This window comes from Loigolactobacillus backii, assembly GCF_003946275.1.
In the GTDB taxonomy this organism is placed as follows: Bacteria; Bacillota; Bacilli; order Lactobacillales; family Lactobacillaceae; genus Loigolactobacillus; species Loigolactobacillus backii.
The window spans coordinates 1-21,549 of the sequence record NZ_RHNQ01000036.1; the positions used below are offsets into that span (position 1 = coordinate 1).

Here is a 21,549-nt window from a genome sequence, read left to right on the forward strand (position 1 = left end):
CCTTTGGTTTTCGCAACTATCACCATTTAGTTTCACGGATCAAACTACAACAAATGCGCACCAAACCAAATAAAAAAACAGCATTAGAAGTTGCCTAACTTCTAACACTGTAAAATTGGCTATCAACAGGATTTGACAGAGAGCCATAATAACCTGCTGGCGGTAACCAATAACCAAATCTTTTCCAACTAACTTTGCCATACTAATCCACCTTTGGCTCATATTCATAATTGAGAAACGTTTTCAATTAAATAGCCCTATTTTAGCAGAAGCGGCCTAATATTTATACATCAATTTGCTTGCGAAAATTGTTTTAGGTGCACAAAAATACGCTAATAACTAGGAGAGTGTTTGAAAAAGCGGTTAGATTATGGAGTATAGCCTAGCTAGGCGAAAAGAGACGCGCAGCGGATCGTTCGACTGGCGTAGCTATACGCAATAATCTGCTTTTTCAAACACGTTTCCATCAAAATAATCAGGAAAACACTCCTTGACCTACTAACCGATGACAAATTGATCAGCTGGTCCTAGTTATTAGCGTATTCAATTGTATAAAAAGATTAATTAAGTTTAAACGTACCAAACACTAGCTATAATTCTTAAGTAGATCTTGCTAGTCAATCTTCCGTTTTGGATTTAACAAATTCATTGGGTCAAATAAATCTTTGATCTGGTGTTGAAGCATATCAACATCGTCACCTAATTCTTCATTTACCCACTGATTTTTCAACATGCCAACTGCATGTTCACCGGAAATTGTGCCACCTAGGCGTAAAGTTTCGTGGAACATTAGTTGTAAAGCCTGAATAACTTTTTCAGGGACTTCCTTTTCTTCTTTTGGCCAAATTAAACTTGGATGAACATTGCCATCGCCGGCGTGACCTGCCGTATAAATATCAACGTCCAATTTTTTGCCAACTTCACTGATGTAATCCATCATTGGCGCCAGCTTAGACATGGGAACTGCCATATCCTCCATCACGTGATTACCATTGGCAAAAACTGCTGGTAACATATCTTGGCGCAATTTTTCGATTGCAGCAGCCTTCTTTGGATCAGAAGTAACCTGCAAGTTCTGGGCGTTAAACTGATCCAGAATTTTTTCAGTAGCCTTCAAGGCCGCATCGCCACCAGTATCAAGGCGTAAAATCAACATGGCGCCACTATTATCAGAATAGTGGGTTCCTTCATACTTATCAATTGCTTCAACCGTGTGTGCGTCCAAGGCTTCAAGCATTGCTGGGTAAACACCAGAGGCGCGAATTTCAGTAACTGCTTTAGATAATTCGGTCATATCCTTGAAAAAAGCAACCCCCGTTACGGATGTGCCCAAAGGAATTGGGAACAATTTAACGGTAATTTCAGTAATGATGCCTAAAGTTCCTTCTGACCCAACAAATAATTGGGTTAAATTGTAACCAAAAGCCTGCTTTAAAGTGCGGTGACCAAGTGAGATTTCGCGGCCATCAGCCAAGACGACCTTCATCCCTAATACCGAATCCTTAGTTGCACCGTATTTCACGGTACTCATCCCACCTGCGTTAGTCGCAACGTTGCCGCCAACTGCGGAAATTGGTTTAGAACCCGGATCTGGTGCGTAAAACATACCAATTTTTCTAGCGGCAGTGTCCAAATCCTTATTAATAACACCAGGTTGGACAACGGCAACTTGGTCCTCACGGTTGACTTCTAAAATTTTGGCCATCTTGGCAGTCGACAAGATAATCGCGCCATCAATGCCATCAGAGCCGGAAACGGTACTAGTTGCCGTTGTTTGTGGAATAACCGCAATGTGAAATTTTCGGGCGGCCTGTAAAACGCCCTGAATATCCGCGACATTGCTGACCGCTACATAAGCAAATAATTTACCAGTTGCGACTTGCATTCCCTGTGGTGCATTTAAATGCTTCGCCAAGGTTGCATTATCGGTATAAACATCAGCGTTAGGCGCTGCTTGTTTTAAATATTCAATTTTTTGTTCATCACTGTACGCACGAAAAACGGCCATACTAAAACTTCCCTTCAACTAATAAAATCAAGTTCCAGGAGCCACTTTACCATTTATCATACGCTAGCTCAATCATTTGGCTTCGGCGTAAAGTGCCGCAACCTTTTTTTGAACGTCTTGGTGATCTAGGAACTCCGTGTAAGTCGTTTCGGCACGATCAATCGCACCATTTGGCGTTACTTCGACAATGTGGTCAGCGATGGTTTGGATAAATTCGTAATCGTGGGAAGTTAAAATAATGGAATCCTTATAATCAACTAAAGCATTATTTAATGCTGTAATTGATTCAAGATCCAAATGATTAGTTGGATCATCTAACAAGAGCACGTTGGCCTTGGTTAGCATCAACTTCGCTAACATGCAGCGAACCTTCTCGCCACCAGATAGTACGTTTAGTTTTTTCAACACATCATCATTTGAAAATAGCATTTGGCCTAAGAAACCACGTAAAAACGTATTATCGCTTTGTTCCTTGGATGCAAACTGGCGTAACCAGTCCAAAATGGAAAGTTCACTATTATCAAATTCAGCGTTAATATCCTTCGCCAAATAACTACGTTGCGTCGTAATTCCCCAAGTAACCGTGCCGTGATCAGGCTGCAATTTGCCTGCTAAAATCTGCATTAAAGTTGTCGTTGCCAAATCGCTACGACTAATTAAGGCCGCCTTTTCGCCCGGCTGAATGGTAAAGGTAATGTTATCCAAGATCTTAACGCCATCGACGGTTTTGGAAATATTTTCCACACGTAATAAGTCATTACCCAGAGGTCGTTCGCTTTCAAATTTAATGTACGGGTAGCGGCGACTTGATGGCTTAATATCATCTAAGGTAATTTTCTCTAATTGCTTTTTCCGTGACGTTGCCTGTTTCGATTTTGAAGCGTTGGCGCTAAAACGAGCCACGAATGCTTGTAATTCCTTAATTTGATCTTCTTTTTTGGCATTGGCGTCAGATTTCAACTTGGCAGCTAATTGACTGGATTCCAGCCAGAAATCGTAATTACCAACGAATAGTTGGATTTTACCGAAATCAACGTCACACATTTGGGTACAAACCGTGTTCAGAAAATGGCGATCATGTGAGACAACGATGACTGTATTGGGAAAATCGCCCAAGAAATTTTCCAACCATTGAATTGTCTGCGTGTCCAGGCCATTTGTTGGTTCGTCCAATAACAAAATATCAGGTTTGCCAAATAAGGCTTGGCCCAACAAGACCTTAACTTTATCGTTTTCAGTTAGTTCACTCATTTTTAACTGCTGCATTTTTTCATCAATGCCTAATTGTTGCAGCAATTGATCAGCTTCAGTTTCGGCGCTCCAACCATCTAATTCAGCAAACTCGCCTTCTAGTTCGGCAGCTTTCATCCCATCGGCGTCACTAAAATCAGCCTTAGCGTACAAGGCATCCTTTTCCTGCATGATTTCGTATAAACGCTTATGCCCCTGGATAACCGTGTTCAGCACCGTTTCATCTTCAAAAGCATAGTGATCCTGGTTCAGGCTCGCCATTCGTTCATTTGGTGAAATCGAAACCGTTCCTGTAGTCGGTTTGATTTTACCTTCCAATATTTTCAAAAAAGTTGATTTGCCAGCACCATTGGCACCAATAATGCCGTAACAATTACCTGGCGTAAATTTCAAATTGACGTCATCATACAGCTTACGGTCGGAAAAACTTAAACTCATATTACTAACAGTAATCAATGAATGAACCTCCTTAATTCGTGTTTCTACAATATAAACAGCATTTTTATAATTTTATTAAACTTTCAATTTCGATCAACACTAAAAGTACTACTATAACAATCTTTTCATTAAAAATTTCAAATTGACCCAAAGGACCACTTTAACATAGAAACGCCTTTCTAGCAAAAAAAGGGCCTCCCGTAATCTAGAAAAGAAATCTGGATTACGGGGGACTCTGTTTAAGTTAAGGGGTCAATGTAGCACTTATAGTTTAAGTCAGGCCATTTGAAGCAAAGGATGTTTGCGGTATTTAAAATTAAGTTAATTAGGGTTCATTTTAAAGGAATCCAGCTTACCGTACATTGATTTAGATCGTGTTTTGAAAATATTTTTAACAGTAGCCCCCTAGCGGATTTAGCGGAAACGTGTTTGAAAAAGCAGGTTCCTGCGGTTAGCTACGCCGGTCGAACGATCCGCTGCGCGTCTCTTTTCGCCCGTCTAGGCTATACTCCATAATCTAACCGCTTTTTCAAACACTCTCTAGCGATGCTCCCACCTGGCGAACCATCGCCAATTCTTCATTGGTTGGCACTAGCATCACTTGCACCTTGGCTTCTGGCATTGACAGTAGTCCTTCCTTGCCGGCCGCGTTCAATTTTGAATCAATCGTGACACCTAGTGCTGCCAGCCGTTTGCCAATCTCAGCCCGTAGTTCGGCGTTATGTTCACCAATACCGCCCGCAAAAACAAGGACGTCCAAACCACCTAATTCGGCAAAGTAACTTCCTACGTATTTAACTACGCGGTTGATAAAAATTTCAATTGCTAACTGCGCCCGGGGATTATCGGTGGCCGCCTTTAAATCACGCATATCAGAAGAAATTCCCGAAATACCCAGTAGGCCTGACTGCTGATTTAAACGTTTAATGACATCCGTTGCTGAGTCTAGATGCAGCTTCTCCATTAAATAGGGCACAACCGCCGGATCAACATCGCCCGCGCGTGTTCCCATCGTCAGGCCAGTCAGCGGCGTAAAGCCCATCGAGGTATCATAGGCCTTACCGCTTTTTTCGGCAGCCACTGATGAACCACTGCCTAAATGTAAAGTGATCATTTTTAAATCGGCTAATGGTTTACCAAGTAGCTCGGCAGCGCGATTGGCCAGGTACTGATGGCTAATTCCGTGTTCGCCGTAACGCCGAATATTGAACTTTTGCGTATCTTCGTAGGGAATACTGTAAATGGCGTTTTCTTCTGGTAAATCAGTAAAAAACTGACTGTCAAAAACTGCATATTGCGCAACTTGGGGTAAGACGTGCTGCATTATTTTAATATAGTTAACTTCCATTGGGTTGTGTAAGGGCGCAAAAGCCTTCATTGAATCAATTTGCTTTAGACGTTCTGGTGTTACTTTCACCGCGTGTTTGAAGACTTCCCCACCGGCAACGACGCGGTGGCCCACACCACTTAAATCACTTAGACTCGTAATAATGTTGAGCTCTTGTAATTTGGCTAGCAATAATTGTGCGGCGTCTTCGTGATCTAAATGATCAATTGTTTTCGTATATTTCTGATTGCCCGCATATTTAATGGTAAAAATCGAATCGGTCATCGCCAAACGATCAACTGCACCTTTGGCGATCACCGTTTCACTGGGCATTTCAAATAGCTGCCACTTAAGTGACGAACTTCCTGCATTTAAAATCAAAATCTTTTGCATAGCGCACCTCCGTTATCACTTTTATCATACAGATAAATGCGCGGTGGGAAAAGCCTTATACAACGTTTTCAGAAAATAAAGTTTTTAAATTATTGCAAAGGCCGTTATTGAAGCCGCGGTTCACTCTTAGCACAACCATTTTACAAACAATATCAACCTTACCTACTTTAATTTTTAAAACTTATATCCTAGTAAAGCATGAATAAAGTTGCGTTCAAAATCTAACTTCTATTTTCACATTTATTTTTGCTATAATTAGAGAGTGTTTGAATGGTAGAATTTGGGTCATATTTAAAAAACACCTTTATTAGTTATTTACTTGACTAGTTTAGTATAAACGTGCTTGAAAAAGCAGATTCCTGCGGTTGCCATGTTTCAACTTGGCGGTTTTGGCCGTGCTAGTTCTTGCGGCACGTACTTTGCCACAAGAATAGACAACATTCGAAGCATCATGAGTTATTTGCGATCTTTGCAAATAACTAACCATAATTGCGAAGTAGTAGTTGAATGGACAACGTATGAAGCATCTAGATTATTAGCGTTTTGTGCTGCGATTCGGACTTCGGTTCATTCTAGTCCGATCGACATCGTCAGCGAGGCTAGTAATAATCCTCAATTGCGTAATAGTAGCTACAACAGCCAAATCACCTTTTTCAAAGGTAATTCGTCTGTTTAGGTTAATCCTCAGAATCTGGACGCTTTTCCAAACACTCCCTTGGAGGTGGCAGTTATGACAAGACAGCATCAACGGGATGAACAATTAGTCACCCAAGACCAGCGCTATTTTGCTGGCGCAGGGCGTTTACCTTTTTTTAATTTAGTCGTTGATCATGGTTTAGGAGCCGAGTTGTGGGACGTTGATGGCAATCACTACATTGATTTGCTGGCCAGTGTATCGGCCGTTAATGTCGGGCACAGCAGGCCGGAAGTGGTCCAGGCCATCAAACAGCAGGCTGATCAGCTTGTTCACTATATTTCTGGCTACTTTTACCACCAACCTGAAATCAAATTGGCTGAGCGTTTGGCTAAATTAGCCCCTGGTACTGCGCCGAAAAAGGTCTCTTTTAGCACTTCTGGCTCCGAGGCCGCCGAGGGCTTAATTAAATTTGCCCGTGCCTATACCAAACGGCCAATCATCCTTTCTTTCAGTAACAGCTGGCACGGTACGACTTTGGGCGCCGCAACTTTGTCCGCAATTAGCCCAAACATGCACCGAAAAATGGGCCCTTTACTACCTGACGTCTACCACGTTCATTTTCCAAACGCTTATCGTGATCAATTACCCAACGAAACGACGGCGGCCTTTGCCAAACGTAGCTTTTACGAATTCAAACAATTATTCGAGCGTGACCTACCCGTTGAAGAGGTAGCCGCAATTATCATTGAACCGATTCAAGGTGACGCTGGCATTATTGCACCGCCTAAGGCCTACCTACAGTCCTTGGCTAACTTTTGTCGGCAAAATGGGATCATGTTTGCCGTTGACGAAATCAACCAAGGATTAGGTCGCAGCGGTACTTACTGGTCGATTGATCACTACGGTATCGTCCCTGATTTATTGGCCACAGGTAAATCGCTAGCGTCCGGCATGCCTTTGTCGGCAGTGATTGGTCGTTCTGAAATCATGGACAGTTTACCGGCACCGGCCAACGCTACAACAACCGCGGCCAACCCAATTTGTTGTGCGGCCGCCCTAGCCACTTTGGACGTCATTGATCAAGAAAAATTAGTCACTAAATCAAAAATTGATGGTCAGTATGCCGCCGATAAATGGCGGGCACTACAACAAAAGTACCCCTTAATTGGCGATGTGCGCTGCATTGGCCTTAACGCCGGGATTGAGCTAGTTACCGATCGGCAAACAAAGCAGCCAGCAGTGAACGCTGCCCAAACGATTATCCGCGACTGCTTTGAACACGGCGTTTTAATGATTACTGGTCTGGATCATATTTTACGGTTCCAACCACCACTGGTAATCACCCGCGCACAATTGGATCAAGCCTTTACGGTGATTGATCAGGCTTTTAAACGTTATTAAAGCGCGTTGCTAAATCTGACTTTTGCGCTACTCTGACTTGGTCCAAGCGACAACGGCAGTAATACTCAGGGCCTGAGCTCTTTTCCAAATAAGCCGTATAACCACCGTGACTACGACTAATTATGTGCGTAATTTTGCTTTAATTTGAACAGCGATTTAATGGACAGTGATTTTTAAAATCTTATAATAAAGTTGAATAAAGCATGAGAAACAAAATTGCTGATTTTATCCAAATAATGAACAGTGTTAATTTTTGTTATCAAGGAGATGCATTATTTATGAATGTACAGGATAAATTTGATCAAATTATGCAAGAAGCCGCTCAAGTAGCCATTGCAACGTTGACGGTTGATGGACAAGCACCAGATGTTAGAATCGTTTTATTTGTTTACCTACCAGAAACACATCAACTATTGTTCATGTCCGGTGCTGATTCACCGAAAGTGGCGGAAATCACCGCTCATTCCGTTGCAGCCTTTACCACGCAAGCAGTTAGTGAACAAAAGTACGCCCGCGCCAAGCAGGCCAAGATTCAAAAAGTAACGTTAACTGACTCAATGAAGCAGGCTTACTTTGATAAATTCCCAAATAGTGCCGCTTATGCTGCACATAATGATTTCTTTACGGTTGACTTTAATTCAGTTGACGTTACCGCTGATAATCAAACAGAGACGTTAACGTTTTAATTGATGTTAACTGAATTTGCAGCTAGGAGCAGTGAATTTTGATTTAAAAAATTAGGGTGTATTTTCAAAATCAATAAACCTATTCAATTAATGAAATTTTGCAGTTATTTAGTAAGGTAATTTAGAAAAAGTCGGACACTTGCTTTGAAAATAGTTGAATTCTTATAAATAACGAACAATTTTAAATTTGAGGATACGGCCTAAATAATATTAAAAAACTAATTTTATAACCTAAAACGGCTACGGCAAAAATAAAATTTTGTCGTAGCCGTTTTAATGTGTCCTGCGCAAACCATTGCAGTTAAAAAGTTCTTATTATTCTTTGTGCCCACTACCAGGAGTATCTTGGCCTTTTTTCACGGTATAAGATTTAGCACCAGTCCCAGCAAGTTGGCCCCCTTCAGCGATCAAGTATTCTGGGCGAATTGGTTTGTTTGCCAAAAAGGCCTCCAAAATCTCCCGGGTTCCGGCAGCATAACGTGCCTGAGCCGAAAGTGTTGTGCCCGACATATGTGGCGTCATGGCCTCATGGGGCATTGATCGCCATGGATGGTCAGCGGGCGCAGGCTGGGGGTACCAAACGTCCCCAGCGTAACCAGCTAACTGGCCAGATTTCAAGGCAGTAACGATGGCATCGCGATCAACTAATTCACCGCGACTATCGTTAACAATGTAGGCGCCGCGCTTCATTGAATTGATCATTTCCGTATCAAATAGATGGTAAGTTTCGCTGTGCAAAGGTGGGCATAAAACAACAACGTCCATTTTTGCCGCCAACTCGTGAACGTCTTTGATGTAGGTTGCACCAAGTTCTTGTTCTAACTCAGTCGACAACTGGTGACGTTTATTGTAAAACAAACTAACATCAAATGGTTTGAGGCGCCGCAGCACTGCCTGGCCAATTCGCCCGGCACCAACCACGCCAACTGTCATGCCCTCTAAATCATAAGCATGTTCCACAATGTCAGCAATATTCCAACCGCCGGAACGAACAACATCGTGAGCGGGCACAAAGTTGCGGACCAAGGCAAGAACCTGCATCACATCATGTTCGGCAACACTAACACTATTGCTATACGTAACCTCAGCCACAGTAATATTATGCTGATTAGCCGCATTAAGATCAACGTGATCAGAACCAATTCCGGCCGTAATCGCCAATTTTAATTTTTTAGCCTTTGCAAGCCGTTCAGCCGTTAAATAAGCCGGCCAGAATGGTTGCGAAATCACCACATCTGCATCTGGTAATTCACGATCAAAAACTGAATCAGGCCCCTCTTTATCAGAAGTGACAACTAATTCATGACCTTGGGCCTCAAGAAATTTTCGTAATCCAAGTTCACCAGAAACACTGCCTAGTAATTGCCCCGGAGTGAAGTCGATTGCCTTAGGCGTTGGCACACTGCTGCCGTCAGGATACTGCGTAATTTGCGGAATTGAATCCCGGGCGTAGTCAGTTGGGTAGCCATTAATTGGATCGGGGTATAAAACACATAAGATTTTAGCCATTTAAAATCCTTCTTTCTTAATTTAGAGTGAAAATTTTATTTACATTTTTCATTATACTTTAATTTCGGGAAAGCGCTTCATTTTTTTGAATTATTTTTCTTATCTTCCAATAAATTATAATTAGAAAAAAATACTGGCCTGCGACAGTTTAATTTGAAAATTTGCCGGGTTGATCTTTAAACGATAAGTATTGTCGAAAAGTAACACTGGCCAGTAGCATTGCGCAAAAAATAAGATGGGGCTGGGACAAAAATCCTAACCTCATCTTATTTTGTAGCAATGTGTATCCTCTGACCAACCACAATAACTCTAAATCACAGAGCAAAATCGAAACGTTTTTAAACCGCCTTTATTTCTAAAACTGCATTGTCAAAAGCGCGCGCACGCCTGCATAGGCCATAAACGCAACGACAATCCAACCAGTGATCAGCAACCACCGTGGATGGCGGTAAGTCGCCCCCATGATCTTTTCTTTCGTTGCGGCGACCAACAAAATCGCCAACGCAATTGGCAAAATTAATCCATTAAGTGCGCCTACAAAAACAAGTACTTTGGCTGGATTACCAATAAAGTAGAAAATTGCGGTTGAAGCAACAATAAAGGCAACAATCAACCAGGAACGGAAACGCAGATACTTATTTTCACTACTTTGATTGACTGTGTAATCTAAGAAAGAAACGGAGGTGAAGGTTGACCCTAAAGTTGAAGTCATCCCGGCCGCTAATAGCAATAGGCCAAAGAATTTATAACCAAACTGGCCAGCAGCGTCTTTGAAAATTGAAGCAGCAGGATTAGCTGGATCCAGTTTATGGCCGGCCATAACAACGGCCAAACCAGCTAAGAACAACATGATCCGAATAATTGACGCAATCGTAATCCCGGTTAATGCGCCTTCCTTAACGTACTTGATGTTCTCTTGACCGTGAACGCCGCCTTCTAACAAACGATGGCCCCCGGAGAAAGAGATATAGCCGCCAACCGTCCCACCAACAATGGTCACGATTGAATAGAAATTAACGTGGGTCGGCATAAATGTATGCACGATCGCTGGCTGAATTGGAACTGTCGATACCGCCAAAATGTAAATCAAAATACAAACCTTAATGACGGCCAAAAATTGAACCGAACGATCAACAACTAACATGGCATTCTTAACTAAAAAGATAACGATTGCTGCGGCGGCGGCAATTAGGGCACCATTTTCTGGTGAAATACCAAAAAGGACGTTTAGTCCAAGACCTGCACCGCCAACGTTCCCGATGTTAAAGAAGAAACCACCAATAACAATGAGGGCCGTCAGCAAATACCCAAGTCCAGGAACCACTTCGTTGGCCAAAACCTGTGCCCTTTTTCCCGAAACCACGATAATGCGCCAAATATTCAATTGAACAATAACATCAACAATGATACAAATTAAAATTGCAAATCCAAAATCGGCGCCCATCTTCCCCGTGAAGGTTGCCGTTTGAGTTAGAAAACCTGGCCCAACTGCGGCCATTGCCATCATAAAGGCTGCCCCCATGGCAACACTAAATGGTGAACGTTTCTTTGCTGTTTGATTCTCTTTCATTCAATTCTCTCCCCTCATGCTCGAGCATGTTTAAAAAGGCGGATCTCTGCGCTTGCCATGGTTGAACCGACAACGGATGGCCAATCAAGATTATTAGCATGTACAGCGCTTCGAACTTTGATTCATCCTGATACGATCGACATCGTCAGTAATGCTCGGAACCTGAACGCCCTCTTAAACACTCGCTAAACTGCCCTTACGTCAATTCCAGCAGCCAACAACGCTGCGTGAATTTTTTGAACGAAGGCAACTGCCTTTGCGCTGTCACCGTGGACACAAACCGAATCTGGCTTTAAAGCAATTTTTTGGCCATCAACCGCAGTGACACTTTGTGATTCAATCATCGCAATCGTCCGTTTAACGGCCGTTTCTTCATCGGTTACCATCGCGTTGGGCTGTGAACGTGGGACTAATGATCCATCAGCCAAATAATTTCGGTCGGCAAAAATTTCCTGGGCGTAAGGTAAATTAACATCCTGGGCCGCTTTAATCAGCTGACTATTAGCCAGGCCGAATAAAATCAGCGTTGGATCAACTGCCTTGATGCCTAAACAAATTCCCCGGGCCAAATCGTAATCCCTAGCCGCCATGTTGTATAGCGCACCATGCGGCTTAACGTGGTGTAACTTTCCCGTTTGACTAAAAGCGGCCAAAGCGCCAACTTGGTACTGAACGTAGTCTTTGGCCTCAGCAGGTGTTATTTGCATTTTGCGGCGACCAAAGCCCATTAAGTCCGGTAGACCAGGATGAGCGCCTAAAGCCACGTGATTTTTTTCGGCCAACGCAACGGTACTAGCCATCACGGTTGGATCGCCGGCGTGAAAACCACAAGCAATATTGGCCGAAGTGACGTAGGGCAAAATCTCAGCGTCCAAACCTAAGGTATAACGACCAAAACTCTCACCAAGATCACAATTTAAATCTATCTTTGCCACGTTAAAAACCTCCTAAGTTTTCTAAGGACTAATTTCAGCATCTAAACCTATTCTAAAATGTGCCTAAAGAAGCAGAATCTAAACGCCTTTTGAATCTTGCTTAAACGTGCTTAAAAAAGCAGATTCCTGCGCTTGCCATGTTTCAACTTGGCGGTTTTCGCCGTGCTAGTTCTTGCGGCACGAACTTTGCCACAAGAATAGACAACATTCGAAGCATCAAGATTATTAGCGAGTTGTGCTAATAATCCTCAATTGCGGAGTAGAATCTAAACGCTTTTTGAAGCTTGCTTAAACGTGCTTAAAAAAGCAGATTCCTGCGCTTAGCTACAATCGCCGAATCATTTGCTTTGCAAATAATTCGTCAATTTAGGCTAATGCTCAGAATCTAAACGCTTTTTGAAGCACTCTTCATTACAGTTGATACTTCAAATCGGTATCTTTGATATCAGTTACCAACATATGCCCTGGTGCGTGGGTAATAACGAAATCTGGTTTGCTTGCAACGACAACAGCTTGTGGTGTCACCCCACAGGCCCAGAATACTGGGACTTCACCCGGATTAATGGTCACTGCATCGCCGTAATCTGGTTTAGAAATATCCGTAATGCCAATCGTCGCCGGATCGCCAATCTGCAATGGCGTGCCGTGGACTTGTGGCAACTGTTCGGTCACGGTTACGGCGCGAACAATTTGATTTTCCGGAATTGGCCGCATGCTGACAACGTAATTGCCGTGAAAACGACCAGCTGACTTGGCCGGAATATTGGTATTGTACATCGGCACATTGACGTGCTCCGTAATATGGCGCATTTCGATCCCCGCAGCAATCATGGCTGCTTCAAACGAAAAACTGCAACCAATGAGAAAACTAACCAAATCAGGCCGCCAATAATCGACCACATTTAATGGCTCAGCCACTAGTTTGCCCTTTTGATAAATTCGGTATTGGGGAAAATCCCGGGCCAAATCCACATCCTGGGCAAATTTTTGTAACTGGCGACTACCGCTATCTGTGACTTCTAAAATGGAGCACGGTTTGGGATTACGCTGTGCAAATAGCAAAAAATCGTAGGCATCTTTCTCCGGTAAAATCACTAAATTAGCTTGCGTATAGCCGGGACATAGGCCACTTGTTTGATCGCAAAACTGTTCAGTTCGACACGCCTGGCGCAATTTAGTAGGCGTCAGTGTTAGTTCTGTATCCACTATCGCATGCATCTCCTTAGTTTCCAAAACCCAGAAAGTATTTGAAAAGGCGCCCGAATTCCAAGCACGGTTACACTAAATTAGTCAGATAAATACTAATAAATGTATTTTTCAAATACGGCTCAGTTTTCTAAGCGTTACTACCTACTTTGGCCGCCACAAAATCATCAATAAACGTAATATTAATGTCATCAGCAGTATAGGCTGGCGCATTTAACAGCTCGTCCAAGAAATCAAGATTAGTCTGAATGCCACTAATCACGGTTTCTTCAATAGCAACTTTCATTTTGGCAACTGCAGTTGGGCGGTCACTGGCGTAAACGATTATCTTGGCGATCATCGCGTCATAATCCGGCGGAACTTCGTAGCCTTGATAAAGGGCCGTGTCGACGCGGACACCGTTGCCACCAGGTAAATGTAAACCAGTAATCTTACCCGGCGTTTGTGCATTCACCCGGCATTCCAAAGCGTGACCATGAACCGCCGCTTGCTTTTCTGGTAGTTCTTCGCCAGCCGCAACTTTTAACTGTAAAGCAACAATGTCCTGATTGGTGATGAGCTCCGTTATTGGGTGCTCCACCTGAACTCGCGTATTCATTTCCATAAAATAAAATTGGCCTGGGCCAGCATATAAAAATTCAATTGTGCCAGCGCCAACGTAATGAATCGTTTTGGCCGCGTTAACAGAAGTTGCGTACATTTGCTGCCTAGTTGCTTCATCAAGCACGTCACTAGGCGCCTCTTCAATCATTTTCTGATGGTGCTGCTGCAACGAACAATCACGCTCGCCTAAAACTAAAACGTGGCCCTTTTCATCACCAATGATCTGAACCTCAATGTGCCGCGGTCGATCGATGTATTTTTCAAGGTACATTTCACCATTAGCAAATGATTTTTCGGCCTCACTTTGAGCTAACTGAAAGTCATGATTAAATTGTTTGGCCGATTCAATGACACGCATTCCTTTGCCACCGCCACCTGCCGCAGCTTTTAGCATGACCGGGTAGCCGACATCGGCAGCTAAGCGCAAGCCAACTTTTTGTTCTGTAAAGCCACCAGGACTGCCGGGAATAACCGGCACATCAGCGGCCTGCATAATTTCGCGAGCGGCGGCCTTGTCACCCATTTGTGCGATCACTTTTGCCGCTGGGCCAATAAAAGTCAGCCCCTGTTCTTCACAACTTTTGGCAAAATCGGCATTTTCTGACAAGAAACCATAGCCCGGATGAACTGCGTCCGCGCCAGTAGTAACTGCCGCCGCAACAATATTATTAATGTTCAAGTAACTCTTTTGTGGATCGGCCGCGCCAACGCAAATTGCTTCATCGGCAAGTTGCACGTGTAAAGCCGTTTTATCGGCCACGGAATAAATGGCAACTGTCCGCAAATTAAGTTCACGACAGGCCCGAATAATTCGTACCGCGATTTCACCACGATTTGCAATCAATACTTTTTTCACGAACTCACTTCCTAATTAAAAACTAGAGTGTTTGAAAAAGCGGTTAGTAGTCATTTTAACTAATTTAGTGTAAACGTGTTTGAAAAAGCAGATTCCTGCGGTTAGCTACAACAGCTAAATCACCTTTTTCAAAGGTAATTCGTCTGTTTAGGCTGCGACTCGGACTTCGGTTTATCCTAGTCCGATCGACATCATTAGTAATCCTCAGAATCTGACCGCTTTTTCAAACACTCTCTAGTCCAGTTCAAACAGCGGATCGTCGTAACCTACGCGCTGTTGATTGCCAACTAAAATCTGGGTAACTTTACCGGCTTTATCGGCCTTCACATCATGCATCATTTTCATTGCCTCAATGATGCCAATCGTCTGCCCAACTTCGACGTTATCGCCAGTTTTGACAAATGGTGGCTCATCGGGAGAAGCCGAAGCGTAGAAAACACCTACCAAAGGTGACTTCAGCGTTAACTTGGCGTCAGCTGGCTTCTTTTCCAGCGCTGGCGTTGGCTGAGTTGATTCAGGTTGTGGGGAATTACTTGGTTCCTTAGTTAGCTTTAATGTTGTTTGTTCATTTTGATAGGTAAATGAGGTCAAATTGCTGGCCGCCATGTGATCCATCAGTGCTTTTATTTCATCCACATTCATGTAATTATCGATCCTTCCTCGATAAGATTGTGCTGGGAATTGGGTTTGGGCTGAACTAGATTAAACGTGTCTAAAAAGGCAAATTCCTGTGCTTGCCATGTTTCAACTTGGCGTTTTTTGCCGTAGTTGAATGGACAACGTATGTAGCATCAGGATTTATTAGCGTACTTAGCTAATAAATCTTCAATTGCGTAATAGTAGCTACGATCGCCAAATCATTTGCTTTGCAAATAATTCGTCAATCTAGGCTAATGCTCGGAATCTGGGCGCCTTTTTAGACCACTCTTCAGCCAAACAACCTTCTCACGCGGCTTGCTGGCAATCGGGGGCTTAAATCCCCACAACTTGGTTGCTGTACTTGTTGGGTTAACTGGGTTAATTGCCCCTGCTGCTTTCGCAATAACTCCTGCGCTGCCGCAATTGAAATTAGTTTAAAATTAACTTGCATTCCCGGCTGTGCTTGAGCAATCAACGGTAAATCAACGCTAGCCAAAACTGCAATAACGGGGTACCCACCAGTTGTTTGGCGATCAGCTAACAAAATAATTGGTTCCCCATTTTGCGGAATTTGTACGCCGCCAAAGAAAGTTCCTTCTGACAATAAGTTTCCCGTTTGCGCGACGGTTAATTTTGCCCCGTTTAAGCGGTAGCCCATTCGATCAGAAGCATCACTAATCGTAAAACTCGTTTTTAAAAATTCCTGTTGAACTTGCTCAGTAAACTGCTTAAATTGTGGGCCCGGCGTCACCCGCACTGTCACCTGCTTTTCAGCGTAACTCGGAACAGGTAACTTGCGACTGCCATAACTTGGGACGTAGGGTGTTGCCTGCTGTAACGGTAAAACATCCCCGGCCCGCAAAGCGCGTCCGTGAAAGCCGCCCAACTGATAGCGCGTACTGGTTGCCAAACTGCCCATCACTTCGGGTAGGGCAAAACCACCAGCAACGGCCAAATAACTCCGAATGCCGTTAGTTAATTGTTTGATCGCCAAACGCTGACCGGCCAATACCAGTTGCGCCTGGTAAAAAGGAAATGGCTGCCCATCCAAACTTGCCTGGCCAGTTGCACCTGTCAACGCAATAACGCAATCCTGGTTAAACTGCAACGTTGGTCCAACGCTGGTAATTTCTAACCCAGCAGTTTTGGGATCGTTGGCAACTAACAAATTGGCTAAACGAAAGGCCCACGGATCCATCACTCCAGAAACACAAAACCCACTTGCCTGCTGGGTTGTGCGACCAAAATCCTGAACGGTGGTTAGTAAACCACCACTTAGTACCGTAATACTCATCAGCTTTTCACCTGCTCTCGAGTTACCTTAATCTGGTAAGCCGCCGAATTATCCGTAATTTGGGTAAATTCTGATTGACTAATTTCATCAAAATGAATGTAGTCCCCCGCCTGGTACAATAGTGGCTGATCACGTTGTGGATCAAACAATTTAATTGGTGTACGGCCAATCAATTGCCAACCACCTGGTGAAACTACTGGGTACATCCCCGTTTGTTCACCGGCGATGCCAACTGAACCTGCCGGAATTGTTGCCCGTGGTGAGGTTAACCGGGGCATGGCAATCTGGGGATCTAGTCCGCCTAAATAGGCGAACCCTGGCAGAAAGCCTAACATGTAAATCAAGTAATTTGGTTTTGTGTGTCGTTTAATTAATTCTGCGGTATCTAATTTTGCGTGGGCGGCCACTTTTTCTAAATCAGGACCAAATTCAGTCGTGTAACAAACAGGAATGTGAACAACTCGCGCCTCACTACCTTTATGTAAATCCAACTGCTGAAGTGAAGTGGTCACAACTGCCTCTATTTGTTCCAAACTTGTCTCCAATGGTTGATAAAAAACCGTCAACGTTCGAAACGCTGGTAATAAAGCTGTAATTGCGGCTTGTTTACTTAACTTTGCCGCCAGGCGACTAATGATTAAATTAATCTGTGGATCAATTCTGTTAGGAAAGGTTACATTTAGTGCCTGGTCACTGGCGGGAATTAATTCATAGGGTAACAATTACGATGACCCCCTTAGCTAATTTAAAGAATAAATTCATTTTAGATTAAATTAAGATTAAAATCAATCTAATTTTCAAATTAATATCTAATTCTGCTTAAACTAAGTAATACTTATATTTGTATATGATAGATCTACTAACATCGACAATAAAAAAATGCCAACATAAAGAAGTGCAACAAATTTTATTTTGCTGCACTTCTTTGGATTGACCACATTTTAAAAAGGATCATTAGGCCCGCTTTTTACACGACGCTTTATTTCATTTTTCTGACTTGATCAATTGCCAGCGTCATAGTTTGGTCAAAGCGTTCGTCAACCACTTCAGCGGGTAAATTGAGAAAACCACCAATTTCTTGAACAATGAAACCAAACAGGGTTGAGCGGTACAAAGTCGCCTCAACCTTTGTGGTGTCATCGGTTAATTGCAATGGCGTAAAGACATCTCGATAAAGTTCGATCAGTGCTTGGTGCGTTTTTGATGTGCGGGGTAAAGTGTTCAAATCTAGTAATAACGGCGCTAACCCTGGATGTTGCTTACAAGCTTGGCGAAATTCTTGAGCAAAGGTCATTAACGCTTTGCGGCCAGAGATGCCAATCAACTGTTTTGTTAATTGTTGTGAAATTTGGTTGATGAAGTGCAGCCCTACTTGATCCAACAAATCGCCAAGACTATGGGCGTAGTTGTAAATCGACTGCGGGCGCACTTCTAAGGCCGACGCTAAATCACGAATGGTCAGTTGATTGATACCCTTTTCTTCAATTAACTGTTCGGCCATTTCTAAAACCTTTTCTTTAGTTAACGTTCTTTTCTTTACCATTATGTTGCTCCTTACACGTTAATCTAGAGTGCTTGAATAAGCGGTTAGATTATGGAGTATAGCCTAGCTAGGCGAAAAGAGCCGCGCAGCGGATCGTTCGACTAGCGTAGCTATACGCAATAATCTGCTTTTTCAAACACGTTTCCAATGAGAGTGCCTTAAAAAGCGGTTAGATTCTGAGGATTACTGACGTTGTCGATCGGACTAAGATGAACCAAAGTCCGAATCGCAGCCTAAACGGACGAATTATCTGTGCAACAGATGATTTGGCTGTTGTAGCTACTATTCCGCAATTGAGGATTATTAGCCAGATGCGCTAATAATCTTGATGCTCCATACGTTGTCCATTCAACTATGGCGAAAATCGCCAAGTTGAAGCATGGCAACCGCAGGAATCTGCTTTTTCAAACACGTTTCCATTAAACTAGTTTGAAAAATACTAGTAAAAACATTCCCCAACCATAATCTAACTTCAATAATAGCCCACTTCAATTAATTTACGCCAGAATTTTTACCATAAGAATCCGTCACGCGGTCCCTTTTTAACAAGATTTTGACTAATAAATAACTTGCTTTGAAAACAAACTTATATAAACAGTTTATTTTCTGTTAAAAACAGTATATAATACTTTATAACCTGATACAATCAGTTTAGCAAATTTATTAATCGAGGTCTTTACTATGATGGATACTAACGGACGGCAGTACAATCGAATTTTACTCATGTTAACGTTATTGCTAGGTACATTTTGTACTGCTTTAACGACGAATATGTTAGTAACGGCCTACCCAACGCTTATGAATCAATTTTCAATCTCCAGCGCGACCGTTCAGTGGCTAACTACTGGCCCACTGCTAATTATGGGCATTATGATTCCAATCAGCGCATGGCTGCTCAATAATTTCAGTCTTAAATTAATTTACTTAACGGCCCTCGCCTTTTTTCTCGTCGGTCTAATTATCAGCTTCACTGCTAATAGTTTTTCCTTCATCTTAATTGGCCGCCTAGTGCAAGCAATTGGCGTTGGCGTTACTTTTCCAACCATTCAAACCGTCTTGCTGGTTATTTTTCCGGCAGACAAACGTGGCTCAATGATGGGCCTGGGTGGAATCGTCATTGGCCTAGCACCAGCGCTTGGGCCAACTGTTTCCGGCTGGATTCTTGACAATGACAGTTGGCGTGATCTATTTGGCATCATGATTCCCCCGGTTATTTTAGTTGTGATCATGACCTTGATTTTCGTTCACCCCGTTATCCCGGTTAAAAAATCTAAAATTGATGCCCTGGCTATCGCACTCTCGACGATTGGCTTTGGCACACTACTCTATGGTTTCTCCGAGGTTGGTGAACACGGTTGGTTGTCGACCGTTGTTATCACTAGTATCATTATTGGTTTAATTTTCATCGGTCTGTTTGCTTGGCGCGAATGGCCGCAAAAAGAACCTTTTTTGAACGTTCGTTTACTGAAAATTCCATCATTTACCGTTGCTTCCATTATTACTGCACTTTCCAACACGGCAATGATCGGCATTCAGGTTGTTCTGCCAATGTATTTGCAAAATGTTCGCGGCATGAGCCCGCTGCACTCTGGTTTAATGATTCTCCCTGGCGCGCTTGTTTACGGTATTGTCAGCCTGATTAGTGGCCGAATTTATGACGAAATGGGCGGCCGGCTTTTGGCATTAGTGGGGACCTTTTTACTCACACTAGGCACGATTCCGTTTGTTTTATTAACGCGCAACACACCGTATAGCTACATTATTTGCGACTACACAGTCTTAATGATCGGCGTCGCCCTAGTGACCATGCCGTTAACGGCTGCCAGTTCAATTGATTTAAAAGGCATTCAATTAAGCCACGGAACTGCCGTTAATAGCACGATGCGCCAAGTGATGACGTCGATTGGGACCGCCATTTTAGGCAGTGTTCTGGCCAACGTTATGACGCAAAATAATCCAGCACATGCCTTGTTGAAAACAGCCCCGCTTGCCTTTCGGGATCAGTCGTATCAGGCGGCCATGAGCGGTTTTCACGCGGCATTTCTAGTTGCAACTGCTTTTGGTGTCATCGACTTCATCTTTGCTTGCTTCGTTAAAAATACGCGAAAAGAGGCTAAATAATATGATTTTAATCAGTCTTTTTATTGGCGTTATTTGTTTTGTCACTGGTGTTCTTTTGCTTAAAACACGGGCACAGCAATGGCTAGTCGGCGGACTAGGGCTCATTTTGCTGGTCTTGTCAGCCAGCCTCATGATTGGCAACGACAACGCTCACTGGGGAATGCACCAAGTTAGTCAACAACAAACGACCAAAATTGCTTCCATTAGCCCAACAAAACAATTGCCGTTATTGATCTACCAGCCAATTCGCCAGAGTAAAACGGAAAAAGTTTATCTTTACCGACTAGCTAATCAGAAAAAGGCACTGCACACACAGGCCAGCATTAAAACAACGAACGAAATTAGTTACCAGGCAACCAAGCGGGCTAAGTTGGTGGTTACCACAAAGTATTGGCGCTACCAAAATAGCTTCTGGCGCTGGTGTTTTAGTGGAACTGGCGCCCACCATGAGCTGATTTCACGGCAGAATAAATTCGTTCTACCTAATAATTGGACAACTATTAGCTGCAAACAGGCAGCCTGGCTGGAAAAAGCGGCCAAGGCTAAACAGGCGGCTGCTAAAACGCAGAGCAGGCAGCAAATCGCCTTGCTCGTTGAACAGGCTAAAGCCAAACAGCCTGCTTTGACCACACAGCAGTTGCAACAAATCAAAGCAACCGCCGAAAAACAGGTCGAGGCCAAGGTTCAGCAACAAGAACAACAAGTCGCCCAAACGTTGCTTAAACAGGCAAAAAAGACGGCCAGCCAATAAATTTAGAGGCCATTTTCAATTAAAAAGGCGTCTAGTCGCACATTGCAATCGTTATTGACCATTGCAATGTTGAAGTTAGACGTCTTTTTTGACTGTTGACCGTTTTGCTCATTTTGGCTATCAAGGCCCAAAGTTGGTTCCGTAATTGCACTCTTCATTAAGAGATTACAAAGCCATCATATTTTCTTCACACTTGGCCTGTATATTGAACTTCATAGAGATGAGATACATCTCTTACCCAAATATACCTAACAACCCAATTTTTCATTTTACTCCTCCAAAGTAATTGAAAAAGAGCCACTGGTCTTCCCAACCAGTGACTCACCCTTACTCCTTTTAGATCACTTGGCAACCCAACTGAGTGGTCTTTTTTGTTGCCTT

Annotated in this window: 16 protein-coding genes; 4 read left to right on the forward strand and 12 right to left on the reverse strand. The window is 43.2% G+C overall.

What is annotated here, in order from left to right:
• Window positions 1-613 precede the first annotated feature (613 nt).
• The 3 genes from EKM61_RS07485 to EKM61_RS07495 form a co-directional block, all read right to left on the reverse strand.
• On the reverse strand, window positions 614-2,008 hold the full coding sequence (locus tag EKM61_RS07485; RefSeq protein WP_068225732.1) for an FAD-binding oxidoreductase: 1,395 nt from the start codon (window positions 2,006-2,008) through the stop codon (window positions 614-616).
• Between the two features lie 72 nt (window positions 2,009-2,080).
• On the reverse strand, window positions 2,081-3,715 hold the full coding sequence (locus EKM61_RS07490) for an ABC-F family ATP-binding cassette domain-containing protein (protein ID WP_068225733.1): 1,635 nt from the start codon (window positions 3,713-3,715) through the stop codon (window positions 2,081-2,083).
• Between the two features lie 511 nt (window positions 3,716-4,226).
• The gene (locus EKM61_RS07495) at window positions 4,227-5,417 is read right to left on the reverse strand and encodes an acetate/propionate family kinase (protein ID WP_068225734.1); all 1,191 of its coding nucleotides are present in this window, start codon (window positions 5,415-5,417) and stop codon (window positions 4,227-4,229) included.
• A 730-nt stretch (window positions 5,418-6,147) separates the two neighbouring features.
• Here EKM61_RS07495 and EKM61_RS07500 point away from each other — a divergent pair.
• Window positions 6,148-7,455, forward strand: a complete 1,308-nt coding sequence (locus EKM61_RS07500) for an aspartate aminotransferase family protein (protein WP_068377111.1) — start codon at window positions 6,148-6,150, stop codon at window positions 7,453-7,455.
• Between the two features lie 278 nt (window positions 7,456-7,733).
• Complete coding sequence (locus tag EKM61_RS07505) at window positions 7,734-8,141, forward strand: pyridoxamine 5'-phosphate oxidase family protein (RefSeq protein ID WP_068225736.1); 408 nt, start codon at window positions 7,734-7,736, stop codon at window positions 8,139-8,141.
• A gap of 315 nt (window positions 8,142-8,456) precedes the next feature.
• Here the strand turns inward: EKM61_RS07505 and EKM61_RS07510 are convergent, their stop codons facing one another.
• The 9 genes from EKM61_RS07510 to EKM61_RS07550 all read right to left on the reverse strand — a co-directional run bounded on the left by EKM61_RS07510 (window position 8,457) and on the right by EKM61_RS07550 (window position 18,296).
• The gene (locus EKM61_RS07510; RefSeq protein WP_068225737.1) at window positions 8,457-9,650 is read right to left on the reverse strand and encodes an NAD-dependent formate dehydrogenase; all 1,194 of its coding nucleotides are present in this window, start codon (window positions 9,648-9,650) and stop codon (window positions 8,457-8,459) included.
• Window positions 9,651-10,005: 355 nt separating this feature from the next.
• A complete protein-coding gene (locus EKM61_RS07515) occupies window positions 10,006-11,220 on the reverse strand; it encodes an NRAMP family divalent metal transporter (protein ID WP_068225738.1) in 1,215 nt (404 codons plus the stop codon).
• A 185-nt stretch (window positions 11,221-11,405) separates the two neighbouring features.
• Window positions 11,406-12,155, reverse strand: a complete 750-nt coding sequence (locus tag EKM61_RS07520) for a LamB/YcsF family protein (RefSeq protein WP_068377117.1) — start codon at window positions 12,153-12,155, stop codon at window positions 11,406-11,408.
• Between the two features lie 411 nt (window positions 12,156-12,566).
• Entirely contained in the window at window positions 12,567-13,373 is an 807-nt protein-coding gene (locus tag EKM61_RS07525) for a putative hydro-lyase (protein WP_068225740.1), read from the reverse strand.
• Window positions 13,374-13,491: 118 nt separating this feature from the next.
• On the reverse strand, window positions 13,492-14,820 hold the full coding sequence (locus tag EKM61_RS07530) for an acetyl-CoA carboxylase biotin carboxylase subunit (protein WP_068225741.1): 1,329 nt from the start codon (window positions 14,818-14,820) through the stop codon (window positions 13,492-13,494).
• Between the two features lie 234 nt (window positions 14,821-15,054).
• Window positions 15,055-15,462, reverse strand: a complete 408-nt coding sequence (locus EKM61_RS07535; RefSeq protein ID WP_068225742.1) for an acetyl-CoA carboxylase biotin carboxyl carrier protein — start codon at window positions 15,460-15,462, stop codon at window positions 15,055-15,057.
• Window positions 15,463-15,748: 286 nt separating this feature from the next.
• A complete protein-coding gene (locus EKM61_RS07540) occupies window positions 15,749-16,753 on the reverse strand; it encodes a 5-oxoprolinase subunit C family protein (RefSeq protein WP_068225743.1) in 1,005 nt (334 codons plus the stop codon).
• Window positions 16,753-17,475 (reverse strand): 5-oxoprolinase subunit PxpB, encoded by a 723-nt coding sequence (pxpB, locus tag EKM61_RS07545; RefSeq protein WP_068225744.1) that lies wholly within the window; start codon window positions 17,473-17,475, stop codon window positions 16,753-16,755. Before pxpB ends, EKM61_RS07540 begins: the two co-directional genes overlap by 1 nt.
• A 257-nt stretch (window positions 17,476-17,732) precedes the next feature.
• Window positions 17,733-18,296, reverse strand: a complete 564-nt coding sequence (locus EKM61_RS07550; RefSeq protein ID WP_068225745.1) for a TetR/AcrR family transcriptional regulator — start codon at window positions 18,294-18,296, stop codon at window positions 17,733-17,735.
• 681 nt (window positions 18,297-18,977) lie between these two features.
• Between EKM61_RS07550 and EKM61_RS07555 the strand changes: the two genes are divergently transcribed.
• Window positions 18,978-20,417 (forward strand): MDR family MFS transporter, encoded by a 1,440-nt coding sequence (locus EKM61_RS07555; RefSeq protein ID WP_068225746.1) that lies wholly within the window; start codon window positions 18,978-18,980, stop codon window positions 20,415-20,417.
• 1 nt (window position 20,418) lies between these two features.
• On the forward strand, window positions 20,419-21,168 hold the full coding sequence (locus tag EKM61_RS07560) for a DUF4811 domain-containing protein (RefSeq protein ID WP_068225747.1): 750 nt from the start codon (window positions 20,419-20,421) through the stop codon (window positions 21,166-21,168).
• Window positions 21,169-21,549 lie beyond the last annotated feature (381 nt).

What these genes read in the sequence shown, in the direction of transcription:
- EKM61_RS07485 (WP_068225732.1), bottom strand. Translation starts at nt 2,008, where the DNA reads ATGGCCGTTTTTCGTGCGTACAGTGATGAACAAAAAATTGAATATTTA.
- EKM61_RS07525 (WP_068225740.1), bottom strand. Translation starts at nt 13,373, where the DNA reads ATGCATGCGATAGTGGATACAGAACTAACACTGACGCCTACTAAATTG.
- EKM61_RS07515 (WP_068225738.1), bottom strand. Translation starts at nt 11,220, where the DNA reads ATGAAAGAGAATCAAACAGCAAAGAAACGTTCACCATTTAGTGTTGCC.
- EKM61_RS07540 (WP_068225743.1), bottom strand. Translation starts at nt 16,753, where the DNA reads ATGAGTATTACGGTACTAAGTGGTGGTTTACTAACCACCGTTCAGGAT.
- EKM61_RS07555 (WP_068225746.1), top strand. Translation starts at nt 18,978, where the DNA reads ATGATGGATACTAACGGACGGCAGTACAATCGAATTTTACTCATGTTA.
- EKM61_RS07505 (WP_068225736.1), top strand. Translation starts at nt 7,734, where the DNA reads ATGAATGTACAGGATAAATTTGATCAAATTATGCAAGAAGCCGCTCAA.
- EKM61_RS07500 (WP_068377111.1), top strand. Translation starts at nt 6,148, where the DNA reads ATGACAAGACAGCATCAACGGGATGAACAATTAGTCACCCAAGACCAG.
- EKM61_RS07495 (WP_068225734.1), bottom strand. Translation starts at nt 5,417, where the DNA reads ATGCAAAAGATTTTGATTTTAAATGCAGGAAGTTCGTCACTTAAGTGG.
- EKM61_RS07535 (WP_068225742.1), bottom strand. Translation starts at nt 15,462, where the DNA reads ATGAATGTGGATGAAATAAAAGCACTGATGGATCACATGGCGGCCAGC.
- EKM61_RS07560 (WP_068225747.1), top strand. Translation starts at nt 20,419, where the DNA reads ATGATTTTAATCAGTCTTTTTATTGGCGTTATTTGTTTTGTCACTGGT.
- EKM61_RS07510 (WP_068225737.1), bottom strand. Translation starts at nt 9,650, where the DNA reads ATGGCTAAAATCTTATGTGTTTTATACCCCGATCCAATTAATGGCTAC.
- EKM61_RS07550 (WP_068225745.1), bottom strand. Translation starts at nt 18,296, where the DNA reads ATGGTAAAGAAAAGAACGTTAACTAAAGAAAAGGTTTTAGAAATGGCC.